Annotated in this window: 20 protein-coding genes and 1 pseudogene; 10 read left to right on the top strand and 11 right to left on the bottom strand. The window is 69.0% G+C overall.

The features are described from left to right. Positions 1 to 3: 3 nt before the first annotated feature. Positions 4 to 1,176: an acetoin utilization protein AcuC gene (locus IEZ09_RS25365; protein WP_189256255.1), complete on the bottom strand. Its 1,173-nt coding sequence runs from the start codon at positions 1,174 to 1,176 to the stop codon at positions 4 to 6. A gap of 191 nt (positions 1,177 to 1,367) precedes the next feature. On the opposite strand from IEZ09_RS25365, the gene IEZ09_RS25360 reads away from it, so the two are divergent. Next, positions 1,368 to 1,946, top strand: a complete 579-nt coding sequence (locus IEZ09_RS25360; protein ID WP_189256254.1) for a DUF3558 domain-containing protein — start codon at positions 1,368 to 1,370, stop codon at positions 1,944 to 1,946. 22 nt (positions 1,947 to 1,968) lie between these two features. Here IEZ09_RS25360 and IEZ09_RS25355 read toward each other — a convergent pair whose 3' ends face one another. After that, entirely contained in the window at positions 1,969 to 2,808 is an 840-nt protein-coding gene (locus tag IEZ09_RS25355; RefSeq protein ID WP_189256253.1) for a sulfurtransferase, read from the bottom strand. Between the two features lie 78 nt (positions 2,809 to 2,886). Here IEZ09_RS25355 and IEZ09_RS25350 point away from each other — a divergent pair, with 78 nt between their 5' ends. Genes IEZ09_RS25350 through IEZ09_RS25335 form a run of 4 tightly spaced genes read left to right on the top strand, consistent with a single transcriptional unit; the run spans position 2,887 to position 7,763 of the window. Beyond that, entirely contained in the window at positions 2,887 to 3,582 is a 696-nt protein-coding gene (locus IEZ09_RS25350) for an iron-dependent transcriptional repressor DtxR (RefSeq protein ID WP_189256252.1), read from the top strand. After that, positions 3,579 to 4,754, top strand: coding sequence for a galactokinase (gene galK, locus IEZ09_RS25345; RefSeq protein ID WP_229812943.1), 1,176 nt, complete (start codon positions 3,579 to 3,581; stop codon positions 4,752 to 4,754). Before IEZ09_RS25350 ends, galK begins: the two co-directional genes overlap by 4 nt. Before the next feature lie 36 nt (positions 4,755 to 4,790). Then, a complete protein-coding gene (gene galE, locus IEZ09_RS25340) occupies positions 4,791 to 5,753 on the top strand; it encodes a UDP-glucose 4-epimerase GalE (protein ID WP_189256251.1) in 963 nt (320 codons plus the stop codon). A 6-nt stretch (positions 5,754 to 5,759) separates the two neighbouring features. Next, positions 5,760 to 7,763: a S9 family peptidase gene (locus IEZ09_RS25335; RefSeq protein WP_189256250.1), complete on the top strand. Its 2,004-nt coding sequence runs from the start codon at positions 5,760 to 5,762 to the stop codon at positions 7,761 to 7,763. Here the strand turns inward: IEZ09_RS25335 and IEZ09_RS25330 are convergent. After that, positions 7,733 to 8,701, bottom strand: coding sequence for a DUF4192 domain-containing protein (locus IEZ09_RS25330; protein WP_189256249.1), 969 nt, complete (start codon positions 8,699 to 8,701; stop codon positions 7,733 to 7,735). The genes IEZ09_RS25335 and IEZ09_RS25330 overlap by 31 nt on opposite strands. Before the next feature lie 259 nt (positions 8,702 to 8,960). Then, positions 8,961 to 10,757: pseudogene (locus tag IEZ09_RS25325) on the bottom strand (Xaa-Pro dipeptidyl-peptidase); the annotation flags it as partial. A gap of 107 nt (positions 10,758 to 10,864) precedes the next feature. Between IEZ09_RS25325 and add the strand changes: the two are divergent. Further along, positions 10,865 to 11,866: an adenosine deaminase gene (gene add, locus IEZ09_RS25320; protein WP_229812942.1), complete on the top strand. Its 1,002-nt coding sequence runs from the start codon at positions 10,865 to 10,867 to the stop codon at positions 11,864 to 11,866. Beyond that, positions 11,863 to 12,177, top strand: coding sequence for a divalent-cation tolerance protein CutA (gene cutA, locus IEZ09_RS25315; RefSeq protein ID WP_189256248.1), 315 nt, complete (start codon positions 11,863 to 11,865; stop codon positions 12,175 to 12,177). Before add ends, cutA begins: the two co-directional genes overlap by 4 nt. Here the strand turns inward: cutA and IEZ09_RS25310 are convergent. After that, positions 12,160 to 14,184: a helicase domain-containing protein gene (locus IEZ09_RS25310; protein ID WP_308202424.1), complete on the bottom strand. Its 2,025-nt coding sequence runs from the start codon at positions 14,182 to 14,184 to the stop codon at positions 12,160 to 12,162. The two genes, cutA and IEZ09_RS25310, sit on opposite strands and share 18 nt — an antisense overlap. A 313-nt stretch (positions 14,185 to 14,497) precedes the next feature. Between IEZ09_RS25310 and IEZ09_RS25305 the strand changes: the two genes are divergently transcribed. The 3 genes from IEZ09_RS25305 to lspA all read left to right on the top strand — a co-directional run bounded on the left by IEZ09_RS25305 (position 14,498) and on the right by lspA (position 16,877). Continuing rightward, the gene (locus IEZ09_RS25305; protein ID WP_189256246.1) at positions 14,498 to 15,793 is read left to right on the top strand and encodes a 6-phospho-beta-glucosidase; all 1,296 of its coding nucleotides are present in this window, start codon (positions 14,498 to 14,500) and stop codon (positions 15,791 to 15,793) included. A 68-nt stretch (positions 15,794 to 15,861) separates the two neighbouring features. After that, complete coding sequence (locus IEZ09_RS25300) at positions 15,862 to 16,353, top strand: YybH family protein (RefSeq protein WP_189256245.1); 492 nt, start codon at positions 15,862 to 15,864, stop codon at positions 16,351 to 16,353. A 38-nt stretch (positions 16,354 to 16,391) separates the two neighbouring features. Beyond that, complete coding sequence (lspA, locus tag IEZ09_RS25295) at positions 16,392 to 16,877, top strand: signal peptidase II (protein WP_189256244.1); 486 nt, start codon at positions 16,392 to 16,394, stop codon at positions 16,875 to 16,877. Here the strand turns inward: lspA and IEZ09_RS25290 are convergent. The 6 genes from IEZ09_RS25290 to IEZ09_RS25265 form a co-directional block, all read right to left on the bottom strand. Beyond that, on the bottom strand, positions 16,849 to 17,502 hold the full coding sequence (locus tag IEZ09_RS25290) for an endonuclease V (RefSeq protein WP_229812940.1): 654 nt from the start codon (positions 17,500 to 17,502) through the stop codon (positions 16,849 to 16,851). The two genes, lspA and IEZ09_RS25290, sit on opposite strands and share 29 nt — an antisense overlap. After that, positions 17,480 to 18,445, bottom strand: a complete 966-nt coding sequence (locus tag IEZ09_RS25285) for a DUF3500 domain-containing protein (RefSeq protein ID WP_189256243.1) — start codon at positions 18,443 to 18,445, stop codon at positions 17,480 to 17,482. The genes IEZ09_RS25290 and IEZ09_RS25285 overlap by 23 nt, the downstream gene beginning before the upstream one ends. After that, entirely contained in the window at positions 18,445 to 19,215 is a 771-nt protein-coding gene (locus tag IEZ09_RS25280) for a Tat pathway signal sequence domain protein (protein ID WP_189256242.1), read from the bottom strand. Before IEZ09_RS25280 ends, IEZ09_RS25285 begins: the two co-directional genes overlap by 1 nt. 147 nt (positions 19,216 to 19,362) lie before the next feature. Beyond that, entirely contained in the window at positions 19,363 to 19,791 is a 429-nt protein-coding gene (locus IEZ09_RS25275; protein WP_189256241.1) for a CBS domain-containing protein, read from the bottom strand. Between the two features lie 142 nt (positions 19,792 to 19,933). Next, positions 19,934 to 20,095, bottom strand: a complete 162-nt coding sequence (locus IEZ09_RS25270; RefSeq protein ID WP_189256240.1) for a hypothetical protein — start codon at positions 20,093 to 20,095, stop codon at positions 19,934 to 19,936. A 186-nt stretch (positions 20,096 to 20,281) separates the two neighbouring features. Next, positions 20,282 to 21,238, bottom strand: coding sequence for a DUF6923 family protein (locus tag IEZ09_RS25265; RefSeq protein WP_189256239.1), 957 nt, complete (start codon positions 21,236 to 21,238; stop codon positions 20,282 to 20,284). Positions 21,239 to 21,456 lie beyond the last annotated feature (218 nt).

Below are 21,456 nucleotides of genomic sequence, written 5' to 3'. Positions count from 1 at the left end.
CCTTCAGTCCCTGGGGTCGTCGGGATCAAGTCCGTGCAGGGGGAACACCGCACGACGCGTGTCGCGGATCGCCTTGTCCACCGGCTCCTCCGCGTCCCCGCCCCACGGCTGGTGCACAGGGTCGCACTCATCGGTCATCGACGCAGGCAAAGGCCAGTCAGGTGCGACGCGTGTCGCATGCGCCACCCACTCCGCCGGCAACGGCCGGTTCGAGTCGACATCGCGGTCCAGCACCGTCGCGAGCAGGTGCGTCCACGACCGCGGCACGACCCTGAGCAGCTCGTACCCGCCGCCCCCGAGCGCCAGCCACTTGAAGCCGTGCTCGTTCACCAGGTCGCGGAACGCCTGGTAGATCGCCCGATGCCCGTCCACGCTCAACGCCAGGTCCGCGAGCGGATCCTCCCGGTGCGTGTCCACACCGCACTGCGTGACGAGCACCTGCGGCCTGAACGCCCGGAGCAACGCCGGCACCGTCGCGTGAAACGCGCGCAACCACGCGCCGTCCCGCGTCCCCGCAGGCAACGGCACGTTGACCGCGCTCCCCTCGGCCCCGGCGCCCCCGACCTCACCGGCCCACCCGGTCCCCGGCCACAGGCTCATCGGATGCTGATGCAACGAGATCGTCAACACCCGCGAGTCGTCCCAGAACGCCGTCTGCACCCCGTCCCCGTGATGCACGTCGACATCCACGTACGCGATGCGCTCCACCCCGTTGCGCAACAACCACTCGATGGCCACCGCACAGTCGTTGTAAACGCAGAACCCAGCCGCACTGTCCGGCATCGCGTGGTGCAACCCGCCGGCGATGTTGACCGCCCGATCCGTCTCACCGGACGCAATGGCCCGAGCCGCCGCCAGCGACCCACCGACCACCAACGCCGACGCCTCGTGCATCCGCTCGAAAACCGGGTTGTCCGGCGTCCCCAGCCCGTGCCCGACGTCCCACCCGGCCGTGGGCGCCGCCTGCACCGCGCTCAAGTACCCCGGCAGATGCACCAGCTCGATCTCTTCGTCGGTCGCCCGCTCGGGCACCCGCAGCTCGACGCCCTCGAGCACCCCGAGCGCGGTGGCGAGCCGGACGGTCAGATCGAGCCGGACAGGATTCAGCGGATGATCGCCACCGAGGTCGTATCCCAGAAAGGACCGATCCCAGACAACAGCGGCTGGCTTACCCATGTCCAGCAACCTACCCACCGATCGGCCCGTGCGGTGATCACGTGTTGGTCGCCGCACGTGCTGACCGCCCTCGCGCCGCCTACAGTCGCACCCCGCCGGCACAGAACACGAACGCCGGAACTCGGAACCGATCCAACCGAACAGGGGTCAGAGGCGACATGCACCTGCGACCAGCGGCCACCCTCCCAGCGATGTGCCTGTCCCTGGGCCTGACCCTCGCCGCCGTCACAGGCTGCAGCGAGCAGGTCAAGGGCTCAGCCTCGGCCGACCCCAACGCGGCTCCTGCCACCGCTCCCGCGACCTCGAAGAAGCCTTCCACCAGCACCTCGGCGTCCAAGCCGGCCGACCCCACCGCTCCGAAGCAGCAGGGCGACGTCAAGATCACCACCAAGAAGAAGGTCACCGGCCTCGAAACCTGCGGCGTGCTCAAGGCCGCGGACATCGAAGCCGCGACCGGCGGCAAGTCGTCGGCGGACGGCGGCTGCATCCACAGCACCACCGGCCCCTCGACCGTCATCACCCAGATGGTCACCGTCCCCGAGGTGGCGGACCAGGAGGGCGAGAAGAAGAAGATCGAGATCGGTGGCAACACGGCGTGGCAGGTCAGCGCCTCGAAGGAGGACTGCCAGGTCACCGTCATGCTGACCGACGACCCGACAGCCATCACCCCGGCCTTCTCCGTGAGCGTGCTCGCCATCGAGGAACTGGACACCTGCGCCACCGCCCTGAAGCTCGCCACCCAGGGCTTCGACCGCATCCCGAACGCCTGACCCCGACCCGGCCCCACGCGCGTCAGCCGCCGGTAGCGACCTCCCGGTCCAACGCACACCAGTTGGACCAGGACCCGGCGTAGAGCGCCGCCGGCTTCTCGGCCGACGTGATCCCCGCGACCTCCAGCGCCAGCACGACCGACGAGGCGGTCACACCCGACCCGCAGTAGGCGCCCACAGCCACGTCGCTCGACACGCCGAGGCCCGCGAACCGCTCCGCCAGCTCCGCCGCACCGAGCCACCGGCCGTCCGGGCCGACGTGTCCGGTCGTCGGCGCGTTGAGCGCGCCTGGGATGTGCCCGGCCTTGGGATCCACGGGCTCCGTCTCCCCGCGGTAACGCGCCGCGGCCCGCGCGTCGAGCAGCACGCCCTCCTGAGCGAGCGCCGCCGCCTCGTCCGCGTCCAGCACGGGCATCTGGCCGGGCCGCACCACCACGTCACCAGTCAGGGGTGCCGGCTCCTCCGCCGTCACCGGCAGGCCCGCGGCCTCCCACGCGGCGAACCCTCCGTCCAGCACCGCCACCTCGTCATGGCCCGCCCACCGCAGCAGCCACCACACTCGCGCGGCGACCGAACCGTCACCCGCGTCGTACGCCACCACCTGGCTGTCCTCGCGCACGCCCGCGCGGCGCAGCACCTCCTGCAACCGCTCCGGATCCGGCAGCGGATGCCTGCCGCCGACTCCCGGCGGCGCGGACAGCTCGGTGTCGAGATCCACGTACACCGCGCCGGGCACGTGGCTGACCTCGTAGTCTTGGCGTCCGGGTGGTCCGCCGAGACGCCACCGGACGTCCAGCACGACGGTGGCCGGTCGCGCACTCAGCGCGTCGGCGAGGGCCTCAGGAGTGATCAAGGGATGCACGACTCACATCCTGCACCCGCGCGGACACCTGTGTCCCCCGGCACGACTACCATTGACACCATACGAAGGGGAGCGGGTGTGAACGACCTCATCGACACCACGGAGATGTATCTCCGCACGATCTACGAGCTCGAAGAAGAGGGCGTCGTGCCACTGCGCGCCCGCATCGCCGAGCGTCTCGGCCAAAGTGGACCGACGGTGAGCCAGACCGTCGGCCGCATGGAGCGCGACGGCTTGGTCGTCGTGGCCGAGGACCGCCACCTCGAGCTCACCGAGCAGGGCCGCAACCTCGCGATCGCCGTCATGCGCAAGCACCGGCTCGCCGAGCGCCTCCTCGTGGACATCATCGGGCTCGAGTGGGAGCACGTGCACAGCGAGGCGTGCCGCTGGGAGCACGTGATGAGCGAGGCGGTGGAGCGCAAGCTCGTCAAGCTGCTCGGCAACCCCACCACCTCCCCCTACGGCAACCCGATCCCCGGCCTCGACAAGCTGGGCGACGGCGAGCCCGCCCCGCCCGCCGAGGCCGACCTGGTGCGCGTCGACGAGGTGGCCCGCCGCGGCGGAGGCCGCGTCGAGGTGCGCCGCATCGCCGAGCACGTCCAGCTCGACCCGGACCTCATGGCCGAGCTGAAGGACGCCGGTGTGGTGCCGGGCGGCACCGTGGACGTCGAGGCGCTCGCCGGCGCCAAGGTCGTCCAGGTGCGCGGCGGCAACGGCAACGTGGCGGAACTCGACCCCGCGGTCGCCCACGCCGTCCTGGTGCTCGCCCGGTGACCCAGGCGGCGATCCCCGCGGCGAAGGCGGCCGAGGCGTTCCAGCGCCTGCACGGACGCACTCCCGAGGGGGTCTGGTCGGCGCCCGGCCGCGTCAACCTCATCGGTGAGCACACCGACTACAACGACGGCTACGTGCTGCCGTTCGCGTTGCCCCACCGCATCGCGGTCGCGGCGTCGCCCCGTGCGGACGGCGTGCTGACCGTCAGCACGCTCGGCGACGACGGCGGGGTGCAGGACGCGGCCCCGGCCGTGGTGGCCGACCTAGTCCCGGGCACCGTCAAGGGGTGGGCCGCGTACCCCAGCGGCGTCGCCTGGGCCCTGCGCGAGCAGGGGATCGGCGTCACCAGTGGCGCGGACCTCGTCATCGCGGGCGACGTGCCCGCGGGGGCCGGTCTCTCCTCGTCGCACGCCCTGGAGTGCGCCGTCGCGCTGGCTCTGCTCGGCCTCGCCGGCGTCGACGCCGAGCGGCCTGACATCGCGCGCTGGGTGCAGCGCTCCGAGAACGCCTTCGTGGGCGCGCCAACAGGCATTCTGGACCAGACGGCATCGCTGTGCTGCGTCGAAGCGCACGCCCTGTTTTACGACGTGCGCTCCGGCAAGTCGGAACAGATCCCGTTCGACGCGGCTGCCAGCGGCCTCGAGGTGCTGGTGGTCGACACCCGCGCCAGCCACTCCCACGTCGACGGCGGCTACGGCGCCCGCCGGGCCGGCTGCGAGCGCGCCGCGGGCATCCTCGGCGTCCCGGCGCTGCGCGACGTCGACATCGCCGAGCTCGACGACGCGCTCGTCCGGCTGCCCGAAGAGCTGCGTCCGCTGGTGCGGCACGTCGTGACCGAGAACGACAGGGTCCTGCGCACCGTCGACCTGCTCCGCGCGGGCAAGCTCGCCGACATCGGCCCCCTCGTCTCCGCCTCCCACGCGAGCCTGCGGGACGACTACCGGGTCTCCTGCCTGGAGCTCGACGTCGCCGTCGACTCCGCGATGGAGGCCGGCGCTCTCGGCGCCAGGATGATCGGCGGCGGTTTCGGCGGCTCGGCCATCGCCCTCGTGCCTGTCGAACGGCACGACGCGGTCGAGCGGTCCGTGCTCGCCGGTTTCTCCTCGCGCTCGCTCACGCGGCCGAGGCTCTTCACGGCGGTTCCGTCCGCGGGCGCGGGCAGGGACCGGTAGCGAACAACGATCCTGATCAGGAATGCGAGGACTGTGGTGAAGCTGCTCGTCACGGGCGGGGCCGGATACGTCGGCAGCGTGTGCGCTGCGCGGCTGCTCGAAGCCGGACACGAAGTCGTCGTCCTCGACGACCTCTCGACCGGGCACGAGGACGCCGTCCCCTCGGGAGCGCGCTTCATCCGGGGTGACATCGCCGAGGTGATCGGCGACGTCCTCGCGGAAGGGTTCGACGGCGTGCTGCACTTCGCGGCGAAGTCGCTCGTCGGCGAGTCCATGCAGGACCCCGGCAAGTATTGGACGGGCAACGTCCTCACCGCGATTCGCCTGCTCGATGCGATGAAGGATCACGGCACGCCGAAGCTCGTCTTCTCCTCGACTGCCGCGACGTACGGCGAGCCGCGGGAGGTGCCGATCCCCGAGACCGCGCCGACCGCTCCGACCAACACCTACGGCGCCACCAAGCTGGCCATCGACCACGCCATCACGTCGTACGCCGCCGCGCACGGCCTGGCGGCGACGAGCCTGCGGTACTTCAACGTCGCCGGCGCCTACGGCAGCATCGGCGAGCGGCACGCGACCGAGACCCACCTCATCCCGCTCGTCCTGCAGGTCGCTCTCGGGCAGCGGGAGCACATCTCGATCTACGGCGAGGACTGGCCGACCGAGGACGGCACCTGCGTCCGCGACTACATCCACGTCACGGACCTCGCGGACGCCCACCTCCTCGCGCTCGACCACGCCACCGCCGGCGAGCACCGGATCTACAACCTCGGCAACGGCACCGGCTTCTCGGTCAAGCAGGTCATCGACACGTGCCGCGAGGTCACGGGCCACCCGATCCCCGCCGTCGTCGCCCCGAGGCGCGCCGGCGACCCCGCCGTCCTCGTCGCCTCCGCCGAGCGAGCCCGCACCGAACTCGGCTGGAAGCCCGAGCGCGCCGACCTCGCCGGCATCGTCCGCGACGCGTGGGAGTTCACTCGCGCCCGGCACGGGGCCTGAGCCGGCATGACCGACTTCGCCTCCTTCGAGAGCTACAACGCCACACCGAGGCTCACGTCGCTCGCGCTGTCCCCGGACGGCACGCGACTCGTCACCGTCGTCTCCACGCTCGCCCCTGACGGCAAGACGTGGCAGGGCGCTCTCTGGGAGGTCGACCCCACCGGCGAGCGGGACGCCGTCCGGCTCACCCGCTCCGCCAAGGGAGACTCCTCCCCCGTCTTCGCACCGGACGGGTCGCTGCTGTTCCTGTCGGCGCGCCCGAACCCACTCGCGAAGCCGGGCGAGACCAAGGAGCAGAAGGCGCTGTGGCGGCTTCCGGTCCGGGGTGAGGCCGCCGAGGTCCTGCGGCCGGGCGGCGGAGTCGGTCACATCCGTGCCGCGGGCGAGACACTGCTCTTCACATCGTCGGCGTACCGCTTCACGGAATTCGGCGATCAGGACGACGCCAAGCGCAAAGCCCGTGAGGACGCCGGCGTGACGGCGATCCTGCACGAGTCGTACCCGATCCGGTACTGGGACGCGGACCTCGGTCCCGCCTACCCGCGCTTGTTCTCGGTCTCCCTCGGGGACATCGCCACCGAGAAGGTCACAACCCTCAGCGAGGACGCCGAGAGCAGGCTCAGCGACGAAGACATCGCGCTGAGCCCGGACGGGAAGTGGGCCGTCCACGGCCACGGCGTCGACGTCAGCGCCTCCTATGGCCGCAGGACCGAACTGCGACTCGTGGCGACGGACGGTGGCACGTCGCGCGCCATCGCCTCCGAGGACGGTTTCTCCTTCTTCGACGCCGCATTCACCCCCGACGGCACCGCCGTGATCGCGATCCGGTTCCGGGAGTCCACTGCGGACACTCCGTATCGCCGCGATCTGGTGCGCATCGATCTGGCGGACGACTCGATCACGCCACTGGCGCCCGACTTCCAGGAGGAACCGGACCACCCCGTGGTGAGCCCGGACGGGTCTGCGGTCTTCTTCACCGCGAGCCACCTCGGACACCAGCCGGTGTGGCGGCTGGACCTCGCGACCGGTGAGATCACGAAGCTGACGGTCTCCGGTTACTACAGCGACGTGGTCGTGAGCCCGGACGGCAAGACGCTGTACGCACTGCGCAATTCGATCGACCACCCGCCACAGCCCGTGCGGTTCGCCGCCACCGGGGCAGACCAGGACCCGGAACGCCTGCGCGCACCCGGTGCACTCGAGTCCGTGCCCGGCACTCTCACCGAGATCTCGACGGTCGTCGCCGACGGCAGGACCGTCCGTTCGTGGCTCGTGCTGCCGGAAGGCGCCTCCGCTGACTCCCCCGCTCCGCTGGTGCTGTGGATCCACGGCGGTCCGGTCATGAGCTGGAACGGCTGGACCTGGCGCTGGAACCCCTGGCTGATGGCCGCTCGCGGCTACGCCATCCTGCTGCCCGACCCCGCGCTGTCCACCGGGTACGGACCGGACTTCATCAAGGCCGGGTGGGGCCGCTGGGGCGCCGAGCCCTTCACCGACCTCATGGCCATCACGGACGTCGCGGTCGAGCGAGCCGACATCGACGCTTCCCGGACCGCGGCCATGGGCGGTTCCTTCGGCGGCTACATGGCCAACTGGATCGCCACCCAGACCGACCGGTTCCGCGCGATCGTCACGCACGCCTCGCTGTGGCACCTCGACGCGTTCTCCGGTGGCACCGACAGCTCCTACTTCTGGATGCGGGAGATGGGCGACCCCCTCACCCACCCGGAGCGGATCGCCGCCAACTCCCCGCACCTGCGGGTTGCCGACATCAAGACCCCGATGCTCGTCATCCACGGGGACAAGGACTACCGGGTTCCCATCGGTGAGGGGCACCGGCTGTACTTCGACCTCGTCCGGCACGGGGTGACCGCGAAATATCTTTACTACCCAACCGAAAACCACTGGATCCTCACCCCCGGGAACTCTCGGGTCTGGTACGAGACGGTGTGGGCGTTCCTGGCCGAGCACGTCCTGGATCAGGACTGGGAAAGGCCCGAACTGCTCTGAGCGGTGCTGAGGAGCCTGCGGGCGTCGTCCAGGTATTCGGTGGACAACGCCCGCAGCTCCGTCGGCGGGAACGCGGCGCTCAGCGCGGCACGCAGGAGCTTGGTCAACGCGTGGCCGGGACAGGCGTCCTCCGCCGCTTCGAGCGCGATGGACGCGATCCCGCCGTCGCCGCGCTGGTAGGCGTAGAACGCGAGCAGGCACGCGGGCTCGGCGCGTTCCGGTGCCGGGCATGATCTGGTGAGTTCGAGCCACAAGCGCTCGGCCAGTCTGGACCTCGGCTGCGTCGCGAACGCCAGGCTCGCGTCGCGGACCTCGGGAATCATCAGAGCCCTCGCCAGCGCGACGATCTCCGCGTCGGGCAGCGGCCCCTTGCGTTCTTCCACGGCGTCGATCGCATCGCGCACACGACGCAGTTCGGTGCCCGGATCAGGTTCGCCGGAGTGCGTAATGAGCTCGTCGAGCAACGCGGATCTGCGTTCCAGCGCCTCGGGCGGGTCCAGTGCGGCGATCGCTGCGAGGGCAGCGCGCGACTCGAACGTCACGTTGCCCTCGTGCGCGGACGCGGCGGCCACCGCGGACAGCTGAGGGTCCGGCAGGGTTCCGTGGCAGTCGAGGTCGAGGTAGCAGAGCCAGGGCGCGTCCTTCTGGCACGACGGCAGCCACACGGCTTCGACGACCTCGATGCCCACGCCACCGAGTTTGTGCATGAGCGCGGAGACCAGCGGTTCGTGCGGCAGTTCCTCGGGCATGTGCTCGGACGGACCGCACACGACCGCGAGGATCACGTCTGTGGCGCCGTGTTCGAGCAGCGGCGCTTCCAGTTGGGCCGCAAGCATTCCTCTATGTCGTGGACGCGGTAGATCGACGCGCATGGTCATGCTGACCACGCAGTCCTTCAGCACCAGCACTACGAGCGAGTCGGCCGGGTGGAACCCCATCAGGTGCGGGATCGCGGCGTAGAGGTCGCCGGCGCCCCGGACGCGGATCGGTTTCGGGAGGGTTGTGGGCATGGGGCCCACTGTGGCGGGTGGGGCGGGGCGGGGTTCGGGGATGACGCGAAGCTGTGGACAACTCGGAGGGTGTGGACAGGTTGAGATCTTGGAGTGCTCGGGAGCGGGGTTTTGTCGGGGTTGGGTGGTAGGTTGCCGCGCTTCGGCCCCCCCCAGGGTTCGGGGACCGAAGCGCGGCGTCAGGGCAGAACGTCTGGAACAGCGCGCGCCAGCCGCCGACGACCGGCAGTTCGACCGACGTCCGGGCGAGGTCCAGTGACAGGCCGACGCCCGGCTTCGGGCGCAGCGTGTAGTCGTAGTCGCTGGAGATCAGCACGAACTCGAGCCGGTGACCGGTCTGCAGGATGTGGTCGTCAGGCACGATCGGCACGCTGACGTCGTAGAACTTGCCCGGCTTGATCGGCGACGTCTTGTCCGGCCGCTGACGGTTCTGCGGATCGGTCGAACCGCGCGTGATGACGTGCGACTTGCCGTCGGGAGCGCGGTCGACGAGCAGCGTCGTCACGTTGGCCGCGGGCCGGTCGAAGGCGATGCGCAGGTGCGCGGTCGACTTGCCCGAGAGCCGCAACGGCTTCCGCGTCGGCTCCGACGTGTAGGACAGCCTGTTCGGCGAGGTCGCCTGGTCGATCAACGACTCCGCCGTCTTCGTCGCGTCGTCGGTCAGCTTCTCCACGCCGCGCCCAGGCAGAACCCCAAGGCCTCCCTTGGCAGATCCGCCAGGAGACAGCCGCAGCCGCACGTCGGACGTGCCGGGAGCCGGCCAGTCCTTCTCGTCGACCCACGTCTTGTCCTCGCGCTCCAGCGTCGCCTTCGGCTCCTTGTCGATGCCGTTGCGGTGACCCCAGAGATACTGCGTGAACCAGCGGTTCAGCGTGCGCCGCCACTCGACCGAGCGCAGCGTGTCGGCGTCGGTGTGCCCCGACTGGTGCAGCCAGATCTTGTGCGGGACACCGACCTTCTTCAACGCCGAGTACCACTGCTCGACGTGCGTCATCTTGACGTTCCAGTCGTTGAGCCCGTGCACCGCCAGCACTGCCGCACGGACCTTGTGGACGTCGTTCAGGTAGTTCCGCTTGTCCCAGAACTCGCTGTAGTCACCGGTGATGCGGTCCTGGGCCTTCGCGATCTCGGCGATGATCGGCTTGCAGATCTCCCTGTCCGCGCGGGTGTAGACGTACTCGGCCAGCACGTCGGCGTCCTCGCCCTGGAACGTGCCGGGTGCGACGACGGCGCCGTCAGCGCGGTAGTAGTCGTACCAGCTGGAGATCGCGGCGATCGGCACGATGGCTTCCAGACCGCGCACACCCGTGGAGGCGACGGCGTTGGGCAACGTTCCGTTGTAGGAGACGCCCATCATGCCGGTCTTGCCCGTCGACCACGTCGCCTTGATGGTCTCGCCTGTGGCGGTACGCGCCGACGCACGGCCGTTGAGCCAGTCGACGACGACACGCGCACCGATCGTCTCGTTGACGTCGCCCGTCGTCGGGCAGCCCGTCGACTTGCCGGTGCCGAGCGATTCGGCGTAGACGACGGCATACCCGCGTGCGATGAAGTAGGCCTCGTAGCGACCCGACGTGATCGGGTTCGGTCCGAGGGCGGCGGTGACGCGTTCGTCAGCGGAGGCCTTCAGCAGACGGCCATCGCGCTTGTCCGGCACGTACAGCTCAACGTCGACGTTGTGGTTCGCGACGTCGTTGCCACCCGAGAAGTACGGGCTGACCATGTAGACGACCGGGACCTTGAGGCCGCGTTCGGTGGCGCGCGGCCGGACGACCTCGGTGTAGACCTCGTCGTCCTTGCCGTCGCGGTCGCTGTCGACAGGTGCCCGGACCCAGAGGCTTTCCTTCACCACGTCCTTCGGGTCGAAGACGGGCTGCGCCTCGCCATCCTTGAACACCGGTCCTTCGGCGGCCTGGGCCGTCGTCGGCAGGAAAGGCAGGACAAGCACCGCTGTCAGCAGTGCGACTCTTCGTGCGCCCCTCACGAGGCACCCCCTATGCAAGGCCAGGTACAGGGATTCGCCCTGCACCCTTCCCGTTGACTGCAAGCCATGTCACCCGTCGATCGGCTCTTGACCTGAGAGCATGGGCCGTGCACATTTCCGACTTCGTCCACGCGCTGCCGAAGGCCGAGTTGCACGTCCACCTCGTGGGCGCGGCTTCCCTCGACACCGTCCTCGCGCTCGCCCGCAACCACCCCGACGGGCCGGTACCCACCGACGAGGAGGCGTTGCGGAAGTTCTACGAGTTCACGGACTTCCGGCACTTCATCAACGTGTACGGCGTCGTCAACGACCTCGTCACGACCGGAGAGGACGTCCGCACTCTCGTCGTCGGATACGCCCGTGACGCCGCGCGGACCAATATCCGATATGCGGAGCTGACGATCAGCGCGACGAGCCACCTGCGGGCGGGCATCGATCCCGACGAACTCGTCGAGGCACTCGAAGCGGGACGCAAAGAGGCGCTCGCCGCGCACGGCGTCGCACTGCAGTGGATCTTCGACGTGCCCGGCATCTGGGACCGGGACTGGGGGATGACGAGCGCGCGGTTCGCGTCCGAGTACCGGCCGGAAGGGCTCGTCGGGTTCGGGCTGGGCGGCTTCGAGTCGGATTCGCCGAGGGCGAAGTTCCGGGAGGCGTTCGCCATGGCGCGCGACGCCGGGCTGCACATGGTGCCGCACGCGGGCGAGACGACGCCGCCCAGCGAGATCTGGGCCGCGCTGCACGATCTTCGTGCCGAGCGGATCGGGCACGGTGTCAGCGCGGTGCAGGATCCGGAGCTGCTGCGGCATCTCGCTGACGAGGGCGTCGTCGTCGAGGTGTGCCCGACGTCGAACATCCGCACCGGCGCGGTGAAGTCGCTGGACGAACACCACCTGCCGCGGCTCGTGGAGGCCGGGGTGCCGGTGACGATCAGCACCGACGACCCCGGCATGTTCCACACCGACCTCGACCGCGAGTACCTCGTGTGCCACGAGCAGTTCGGGTTCGGTCGCGACGAACTCGCCGGCCTCGCGCGGGCGGCGGTGCGGGCGTCGTTCGCCCCGGCCGAACTCAAGGATCAGTTGCTGAAGGAGATCGACGCCCTATGAGTGGTGCGAGCGTGGTGACGACGACCGTTGACTCCGAAGAAGCCGCGGAGTCGTTGGCGAAGGGCATCGTCGAGGCACGGCTTGGCGCGTGCGTGCAGATCGTGCCGATTCGCAGCGTCTACCGGTGGGAGGGTGAGATGCGCGTCGACGCGGAATGGCAGTGCGTCGTGAAGACGTCCGCCATCCGCGCCGACGAACTCGTCGCGCACATCAAGGCGCACCACACCTATGACGTGCCCGAGGTCATCGTCTCCCCGGTGGTCGGGGGCAACGACGACTACCTCGCATGGGTCTCAGAGGAGACCTCTTAGGTGACGCGGCAACGGCTCGGTGTGCAGGACGCCGAGCCGTTGCGTCGCCCTCGTCAACGCCACGTACAGCTCGCTGGGCGACATGCGTTGCGGTTCGACGACGAGGACGACGTCGAACTCCAACCCCTTCGACGCACGCGGCGACATCCAGCCCTCGCCGATGACGGCGATAGTGCGGCCGTTGTGTGCAACGGCGTGTGCGTCGAGTTCGTCGCGCACCGCTGCCGATATATCAGTGACGCGCCGGGCCCACGGCCGGATGCCGGTCTTGCGCACCGACACGGGCGCCGAGGCGTCGGGGTCTACGAGCTTCAGGACCGGGGTGGCGACGGCCATGATCTCGCCGGGCGTGCGGTAGTTGACCTCCAGGCGACGGTAGGTGAACCGGTCGAACACCGAACCCCAGCTCCGGACGCCACCTGCGGCCTGGCGCTGGGCCAGGTCGCCGACGACGGTCATGGACCTGTTGGGGCAGCGACGCAGCAGCACGCGCCAGTCCATTGCAGACAGTTCCTGTGCTTCGTCGACGACGACGTGGCCGTATGTCCACGTGCGGTCGTCGGCTGCCCGTTCGGCGAGAGAGCGGTGATCGCGCACCTCGTGCCGGACGGCCAGCACCTCGGCGTCGACGAAGTCGGTGACGATGTACTCGTCGTCGTCCGCGCGTTCGTCGATCGACAGGACGTCCATGACGCCGCGGGCGTATTCGAGCTGTTCCTCCTCTTCGCGCTTGGCCTCGCGTTCCGCGGCGCCGTCGGAGCCGAGCAGTTCGGCGAGTTCGTCGAGCAAGGGCACGTCGGACACCGTCCACGCGTCGGCGTCCTCCCGGTACAGCTCCGGCACGCCGATCCGGAAGCACCGGCCGGCGTACAGGTCGGCGAGCAGTTGCTCGGGCGTGAGCTGAGGCCACAACCTGTCGACGGCGTCGCGCAGCTCGGCGCTGTGGCGCAGCTCGTGGCGCACGTCCTCCTCGATCTCCGGCCAGTCGACGCCGATGAGCCGCATCGCCGGCGCGACGAGTTCCTCGGCGAGTGCGAGGAAGAAGTACTTGCGGGCCGCGTTGTGCGGCAGCCCGTAGTAGCGCGTTTTCTCCCGCGCGACGGCGGCGATGTGCGCGTCGAGCGGGACGACGACGTCCTCCAGCTCGATCTCGATGGGCTCGTCGGGAAGTTCCTGCCGGTCGGCGACGGCGACGGCCAGCAGGTCCAGAACTGATATATCGCCCTTCAGCCGTTGCAACGGCGGGGTGTCTTCCACGTCGGTGCAGACGCCCGGATAGAGCTCGCCGGGCGTCGCGAACACGACATCGGTCTCCCCCAGCGACGGGAGGACGTCGCCGACGTAGTGGAGGAAGCCCGTGTTCGGGCCGACGATCAGCACACCGTGCCGCGACAGACGTTCACGACGCGTGTACAGCAGGTATGCCACCCGGTGCAGGGCCACGGCGGTCTTGCCGGTGCCGGGTCCGCCTTCGATCACCAGCACGCCGGGGCCCGAGTAGCGGATGATCTCGTCCTGCTCGGCCTGGATGGTCGCGACGATGTCGCGCATCGTCGCGGTCCGCGGCGCGTTGAGGGCCTCGAGCAGTGCTGTCGTGTCGGTCAGCAGTTCGTCGTCGTGGAAATCGCACAGCTCGCGGTCGCGGACGCGGAAGTGGCGGCGCAGCACCAGGCCTTCCGGGTTCGCGGCGGTCGCGGTGTAGAACGGTCGCGCCGCCGGTGCCCGCCAGTCCAGCAGCAGCGGTTCGAAGTCGTCGTCGAACAAGCCGACGCGTCCGATGTAGGTGCGTTCGCCTTTCTCCGAGTCGATGCGACCGAAGACCAGCCCCTCCTCCGCCGCCCGGTACTTCCCGACCTGCCTGGTCAGCACGTGGACGGCGGCTTCGCGGTCCAGCCTCTGGGTGACGGTGTCCCGCAGTGCGGCCGCAAGGTCTGCGGTCGCTTTGTTCCGTTCCTGGTCGAGCTTTTCATACAGCGAGGTGATCCGTGCCTGTTCGCTCGCCAACACCTTGCCCCCTGTGATACAATGATTCTGTCTTCCCGGAAAATTCATTCCGAAAATACAAAGCCATTCTTTGTATCACAGATCAGCCGCGCACGGCACCCCTGGTGCGAACCAGGGTGAAATCGCGTTCGCCAGGCTTCTGAGCTGCATGATCCGCTCTGCAGACTCCCTCGGCACAGAAGTTCGATCTTTGCCGAATCACCGCAATCCGTGGCGCCAGTGCCGTTGGCACAATTGGTCGCGCACGACGCCTGGAAAGGTACGATTTGGCGACGCGGCCGGCAGTGCGGGAAAGCGGAGTGGACGTGGTGGAAGCATGAAGCTGGTCATCCTGGGCGGCGGCGGATTCCGCGTGCCACTCGTATATCGCGCATTGCTCGCCGACCGGTCGCCCTGCCGCGTCACCGAGGTCGCCCTTCACGACCTGGACTCCGCGCGGCTCGCGGCCGTCAGCGGCGTCCTGGCCGAACTCGCCGCTGATATATCGGATGCACCGGTCGTCACGACCTCGACGGACCTCGACGAGGCACTGCGCGGCGCCGACTTCGTCTTCTCCGCGATCCGGGTCGGCGGGCTCGACGGACGCGCGACCGACGAGAGCGTCGCCGCGGGGTGCGGTGTGCTCGGGCAGGAGACCGTCGGAGCCGGTGGCGTTGCCTACGGATTGCGTACCGTGCCCGTCGCTCTCGACATCGCACGCCGTATATCAGTTCACGCTCCTGACGCCTGGGTCATCAACTTCACCAACCCGGCGGGCATGGTCACGGAGGCGATGTCGGCGCACCTCGGCAACCGCGTGATCGGTATCTGCGACTCCCCCGTCGGGCTCGGCAGGCGCGTCGCGCGTGCCGTCGGCGTTCGCCTTGAAGACGCGTGGCTCGACTACGCCGGCCTCAACCACCTCGGGTGGCTGCGGGGTGTCCACGTGCACGGGCGCGATGTGCTACCAGACCTGCTCGCCGACACGGAACGGCTGGAGTCGTTCGAGGAGGGCAAGCTCTTCGGTGCCGAGTGGCTGCGCACGTTGGGCGCCATTCCGAACGAATACCTGCACTACTACTACTTCACGCGCGAGGCGGTGGAGGCCGGCGCGTCGCGCGGGGCGTTCCTGCTGGGGCAGCAGAAGCAGTTCTACGCGGAGCCATCGCTGGAGAGCTGGGAGCGGACACGCCTTGAACGCGAGCAGACGTACATGGCGGAGACGCGCGACGACGAGCGCGATACCAACGACCTGGATGGCGGCGGCTACGAGAAGGTCGCGCTCGACCTGATGCACGCCATCGCGTCCGACAAGCGGGCCACCTTGATTCTCAACGTGCCGAACAGGACGACGTTGTCGTGCCTGGACGCCGATGCCGTGGTCGAGGTGCCCAGCCTCGTCGACGCCAACGGCGCCCGGCCCGTCGCGGTGAGCCAGGTTCCGGACGAGGGTGTCGGTCTCGTCACCACGCTCAAGGTCGTCGAGCGCGCCACCATCCAGGCGGCGATCAGCGGTGAGCGCGCGCATGCCGTGAAGGCGCTGGCGCTGCACCCGCTCGTCGACTCGGTCACCGTCGCCCGCAAGATCATCGACAGCCATCCCCATCTGGCCGGGCGATTCGGCACTCGCTGATCCGGGGAACGTGCTCGAAGTGGAACAAGGAGTGAAGTCGACGCGGTGGCCGCGCTAGCTTCCGAGGCGTGGAAATCGACCTGTTGCGGCAGCTCAACGACCAAATCTGGCACCCGTTCCGGCTCGCCTACGCGAAGCTGGACGCACCGGCGTTCCTGGACCTGTACGCGCCTGAGCTGATCCGCGCCGGAGGGCCGGCGAAGCAGGTGCTGGGGTTGGCGGAGTACTCGGACCAGATCGAGGACTGGTTCGCCGAGCTCGCGAACCGCGGCAGCTCGGTGACCATCGCGTTCCGGTTCGTCGAGCGCATCGCCTCGCGCGACCTCGCGAGCGAGCGCGGCATCTTCCAGATCGTGTCGAAGCGTTCCGAGAACGACGAGCGAACGTTCTACGGCCGCTTCCACACATGTGCGCGACGCACCGATGGACGTTGGCGCATCTGCATGGACTACGACACCGACGAACGGTCCGCGACGCTGGAGGAGGAGTTCCTCGCTGCGGTCGATGTCGACGACGTCGAGGTGTTCGGGACGGGGGCAGTGTCTGATTCCGGGGCCTGATGCCGGGTGGCGTCGTCCTTAACTACGCTCGTCCACAAATGGACACCACCACCTCTCGCCGCGTGCCGCTCGTCATGGGCATCGCCGTGCTCGTGCTGCTGCTGGACCAGGCCACGAAGTTCTGGGCCGAGAGCGCGCTGACCGGTCGCGCACCCATTCCCGTGCTCGGGGAGTTCCTGCAGCTCAGGCTTCTCTACAACCCCGGTGCCGCGTTCTCCATCGGCGCGGGGTCGACGTGGGTCTTCACCATCGTCGCGGCGGTCGCGGTCGTGCTGCTCGCGCGGTACGGCCTGCAGCCGCAGACCAAGCTGCGGGCGGCCGCGCTCGCGATGATGCTGGGCGGAGCGACGACGCACCTGCTCGACCGGCTGTTCCGGCCGCCCGGTTTCGCGCGCGGGCACGTCGTCGACTTCATCGACTACAACGGCTGGTTCGTCGGCAACGTCGCGGACATCGCGCTGGTGTGCGGCGCGATCCTGCTCGTGCTGCTCAGCTTCACCCCGTCGAAGCAGCCTGCTTCGTGAGCGTGTCCGCGCGGCGAGTCGTCTCGGGCAGGCGGTAGCGCGGAGCGAGTCGCAGGACCTCCGCGCACGCCCGGTCCAGGTCGATCTTGTGGCCGACCGACACGAACACCGGCTTCACGCCGTCCTGCGTTCGCAACGCCCTGCCGACGACCTCGTCGTCCATGACGAGGTCGCTCATCGATCCGCGTGCGTGGCCGGGCTCCTCGAACCGGCCCATCGCGTTCTTCGCGACGCCGATGCTCGGGATGCCCGTGTGCACCCCGAGATGGCACGCCAGACCGAACCTGCGCGGGTGGGCGAGGCCCTGACCGTCCGCGACCAGGAGGTCCGGTACGACCGTCACCCGATCGAGAGCGCGCAGCAGCACCGGCATCTCCCTGAACGCGAAGAGCCCGGCGATATATGGGAAGTCCGTCGTGTCCTCGACGACCACTTCGTCCAGCACGACCAGCGTCTTTGCATCGAACACCACGCAGACGCCCGCAACTGTGTCGTTGCTACGGTAGCCGACGTCCAGGCCTGCGACGGTGTTTATGTGCAGGTCAGGGGCGCTGGTGGTGATCACCTGGGTGCGCAGGCGCTCTTGCAGGGCGACGGCGTCGTCAACCGTTCTGGGCCACTCCACGCGCGACAGTGTGCCGTGACGCGTCGTAGTGGGCGGCGAGGAGGTCGTCGCCGAAGTCACCCGAATGACGACGCCAGACGGTGTGGACGTGGTTGGCCTCGTTGGCTGTGTTGTCGTACTCGATGAGCAGTTCGGGGCCCTGGATCCGGTAGTAGTGGCCCTCGCCGCGGCGCAGCGAGCCCTCCCACGAGAAGTGCAGGCGTTCCGGGTCGATGCGTGCGAACTCCTCGTCGGCCAGCTCGAAGGCGAGGCGGTCGAGGTAGAAGCGGACGATGTCGACGAGCATCTCCCCCGCTGACTTGCCCAGCTGCGCGGGCGTCACGCCGACCGGTTCGGAGGGGCTCACGCGCGGGGAGTTGCCGCTGCGGATGTCGTGGGGTGCGGTGTCCGACACGACGGCCAGGCGGCGCGCGGTCGGGCCCATGCGGTCGAGGAGTTCGCGAGCCAGTTCTTCCTCGAGTCGCAGCGGCTGGCCGACCACGCGGCCGCGGTAGGTGACGCGGGCGGGGTTCGCGCCGAGGAAGAACGGTGTCGCGGAGACGCGGCCGTCGGCGACGACGACGTTCACGGACAGGTGGTGTCCCTCGACGCGCCATCCCCACGGCTCGTCGCCGCCGGGCGTGCCGAAGAGCACCGTCCAGTAGTCGCCGTTGTGGCGGTCGCGGTGGCCGCCCTCGCGGTGGTCGAGCACGTCCTCGAGCGCCATCACGGCGGCGGCCTGGGCATAGGCGTGTGGGCTGAGCACGGTTGCGAGCATGCCGTGCACGGCTTTGCGCTGATCGCGTCGTAGTTCGCCGAGCACCAGGCCCGGTCGTGTGCCGGGTGTGTATGCCCAGCGGTGGCGGAGGTCGTCGTCGGTGACCGCGCGAATGGCGTGTTCGCGCTGGTCACCGTCGAGCGAACCAATATATTGGTGCGTGGCGTCGGCGACGTCGTGCAGCATCATTCGAACTTATAGGCCTTGAGGTTGCGGAGCAGCAGGTAGCAGTTCTGCAGTGAGCCGGACGTGTCGCCGAGTGAGCGGTAGATGCCCCACTTCGGGCGCAACCGGTCGTCGAGCCATGTGTCGACGTTGGTCTTCGTCGCGTCGAGCACGGTGCGTCCGCCCTCGCGGACGACCCAGCGGACGCGGCCGGTGCCGTTGCCGACCTTGATCTCCACCTCGGTGTCGATCCACTTGTTGTGCAACGGCTCGAGGTCGACGTTGCCGACGAGCACGTTGCCCTCGGTGACCTTGAACTCGATCTTCTGCACACCGCCGGTGCGGCGCAGCGACATGACCGTCACGGGTGCGGAGCCGAGACCGGGCATCTTCGTCTGCATGATGTGGGTGAACGACGTCGTCGACTTCAACGAGCTCGGGATGAACATGGAGTAGGTCCACTTCCACGTCTCGCCGTCGCCGATGTCGATGTTCTGCCCGCCCGCTTTCATGCCGCGGACCTCGTTGCGCTGCCGGTCCGTGGACGTGTCGCGGTCGCGGGTGTGCATGTCGAACCGGTAGTCGTTGCCCGACACGTAGATGTGCTTCGTGCCGGGATGCGAGCCGGCCCTGTCGTCCTCGACGCCCTCGAAGGCGCCGAGCCCGTCCTTGTTCGCCTGCGGACTCCACTTGAGCTTCCAGGTGGCCGCCTGTGCGAACCCGGAACCGCCCACGAGCAGCGGAACAGCCGCCACTCCACCGATCAACGCCGAACGCCGAGTGATCTCCACGCCCGTTCCTCCCCAGCATCCATGGCGGCGGATTGAGGGAATGGTCTGCACCAGTGCGGGCGTGATCACATCACCGACTGACCCGAGAGTCAACATTCAGTAACCCGTCGGGCCAGCCGGCAGCAGGTTTCACCCTGTCAAGGGCGATCAGCCCTGGACGATGTAGGCCTGCAGCTGGTCCTGCGACTGCTCCAGCTGCCCGATGCGGCTCTTCACGACGTCACCGATGCTGACGATCCCGACCAGCTGCCCGTCGGAGACCACGGGTACGTGACGGAAGCGTCGTTCGGTCATCACGACCGTGAGGCTGTCGACCGTGTCCGACGGCGAGCACGTGAACACGTCGGTGGTCATGATCGCGGACACCGGGGAAGACAGCAGGTCAGCGCCGGACTCGTGCAGGCGGCGGACCACGTCGCGCTCGGACACGATCCCCGCGACGCCGGACGGGCCGACCACGACGATCGCGCCGACGTTGTGTTCGGCGAGCGCTCTGAGCAGTTCGGTGACCGGTGCGTCGGGGTCGATCGTCGCGACCGCCGATCCCTTCGTGCGCAAAACGTCAGCGATCCTCATCTGGCGCCTCCGATCCTGTCGGTCCGGTAGCACCTCAGGCTAGATCGGATCCGGACAGAACGGGAGATCACACCCCGAAGGGAGCAGGGGACGCATTCGAGTGAATGCGTCCCCTGCGGTGTCGCGCCTGGTTCGGCGTCGGCTACGCGGTTCCTCCGCGGCGACGGGTCGCGAACTGGCGCGGCTGGACCACCGGAACACGTTGCTGTGGCAGCTGGAAGTGCGCGTTCTGGTCCTGCTTACCGCGCTTGTTCGCACGACGTGCGGCGCGGTTGGACGGCTCGGGCGGAGTGGTGGCAGGCATGCGAAAGCCTCCTCGCGAAGAGGGCGTGCAAGGACACGGCAGAACGAGGCCGTGGGAGAAGGACCCGCGGAAGGGTCACCGAGACGACAGCGAGGTCGCGAGAGCGGCGTCAAGAGCGCCGCTGGGCTTCATCAGATGAAGTACATGCCGCAACGGTAGCGAGACCGTCACGGCACGCCAACCGATTTATCCGCGGGCTCGGGCGGCTGCCGCGCCGGCGCCCAGCATCACCAGGACGATCGTGACCATCGCCCACTTGCGGGACTTCGTGAGCGGCGTGGTCTCGGCCGCCACCGGAAGGTCCTTGCGCGGCGCGGGTTTCTGCCGCGCCGCCCGCACCGGCACCGGCCGCGGCGGCGCGGACGGCGGAGGCGTCGTCGTGGTTGCGGGAGGCGGCGGAACGACGGGGGCGGGCGCCGGAGCCGGGATCGGGGCCGGTTTCGGGGCAGGAGGCGGGGGCGGTGGAACTTCGGGGCGCGGCGCGGGAGGTTCGACGCGCGGCGGCATCGGGTTCGGCAGGCAGCCCGCCGCGTCGATCATGCCCAGCTGCGGGCCTTCCGACAGTTCCGTCGCGGTCGCACCACTGATCCGGTACACGCGGCTGCGGCCCTTGTAGCCGTTGTTGGTCGCGTAGACGGTGCCCGCGGAGTCGATCACCACAGCGCCGTACGTGGATCTGCCGGGCAGGTCCACGATCTCCGTCCTGCTCAGCACCCGCCCCGACGCCGGGTCGAACGACACGACCTCGCCCGGCCCCCAGCCCGCGGCCGACACACCGGTCAGCTTCCCTGCCGCGTCGACGGTGAAGTCGTCGAGCGCGAGAGCGGGCCAGTCCAGCACGACGGTCCGCACGATCTCGAGGTAGGAGGCGCTGTCCGGGTCGATGTCGATCGCGTGCAGGCGGGCGTTGTCCCGGACGTAGAACGTCGTGCCGATGACCGCGCCGGCGGACACGTCGTCGGTGCGGAACCAATGCGCGTCAACGGGTCCGAGGTCGCTGACGACGCCCTTCGCGTCGATCAGCACGACGTGCGACGGGTTCTTCCACCAGTGGTGCCCCTTGGACGTGAGACCAACCAAACGGCCCAACGCCGCCGAGTACCCCAGCGCGTTCACCGCGTAGTCGAGGTGGGCTACTTCCATCACCCCACCGGATGACACGTCGAGTTTCGTGAACGTCGACAGCGCGCCTCGGTGCGACGAACGGACTTGAAACGCGTCGCAGTTCGGCGGTGCAGCATGAGCAACGGCGCTGGTGAACGGCGCGGAAAGCACCAAAAGAGACGAGATGGTGCTCAACGCAAGCATATTCCCCCGCCACCGGAATGGAGCAGTCCGATACGACAACCGGGTATTCCTGC

The organism is Lentzea flava, assembly GCF_014648475.1.
GTDB lineage: Bacteria > Actinomycetota > Actinomycetes > Mycobacteriales > Pseudonocardiaceae > Lentzea > Lentzea flava.
This window is presented reverse-complemented; position numbering and strand designations above follow the sequence as displayed.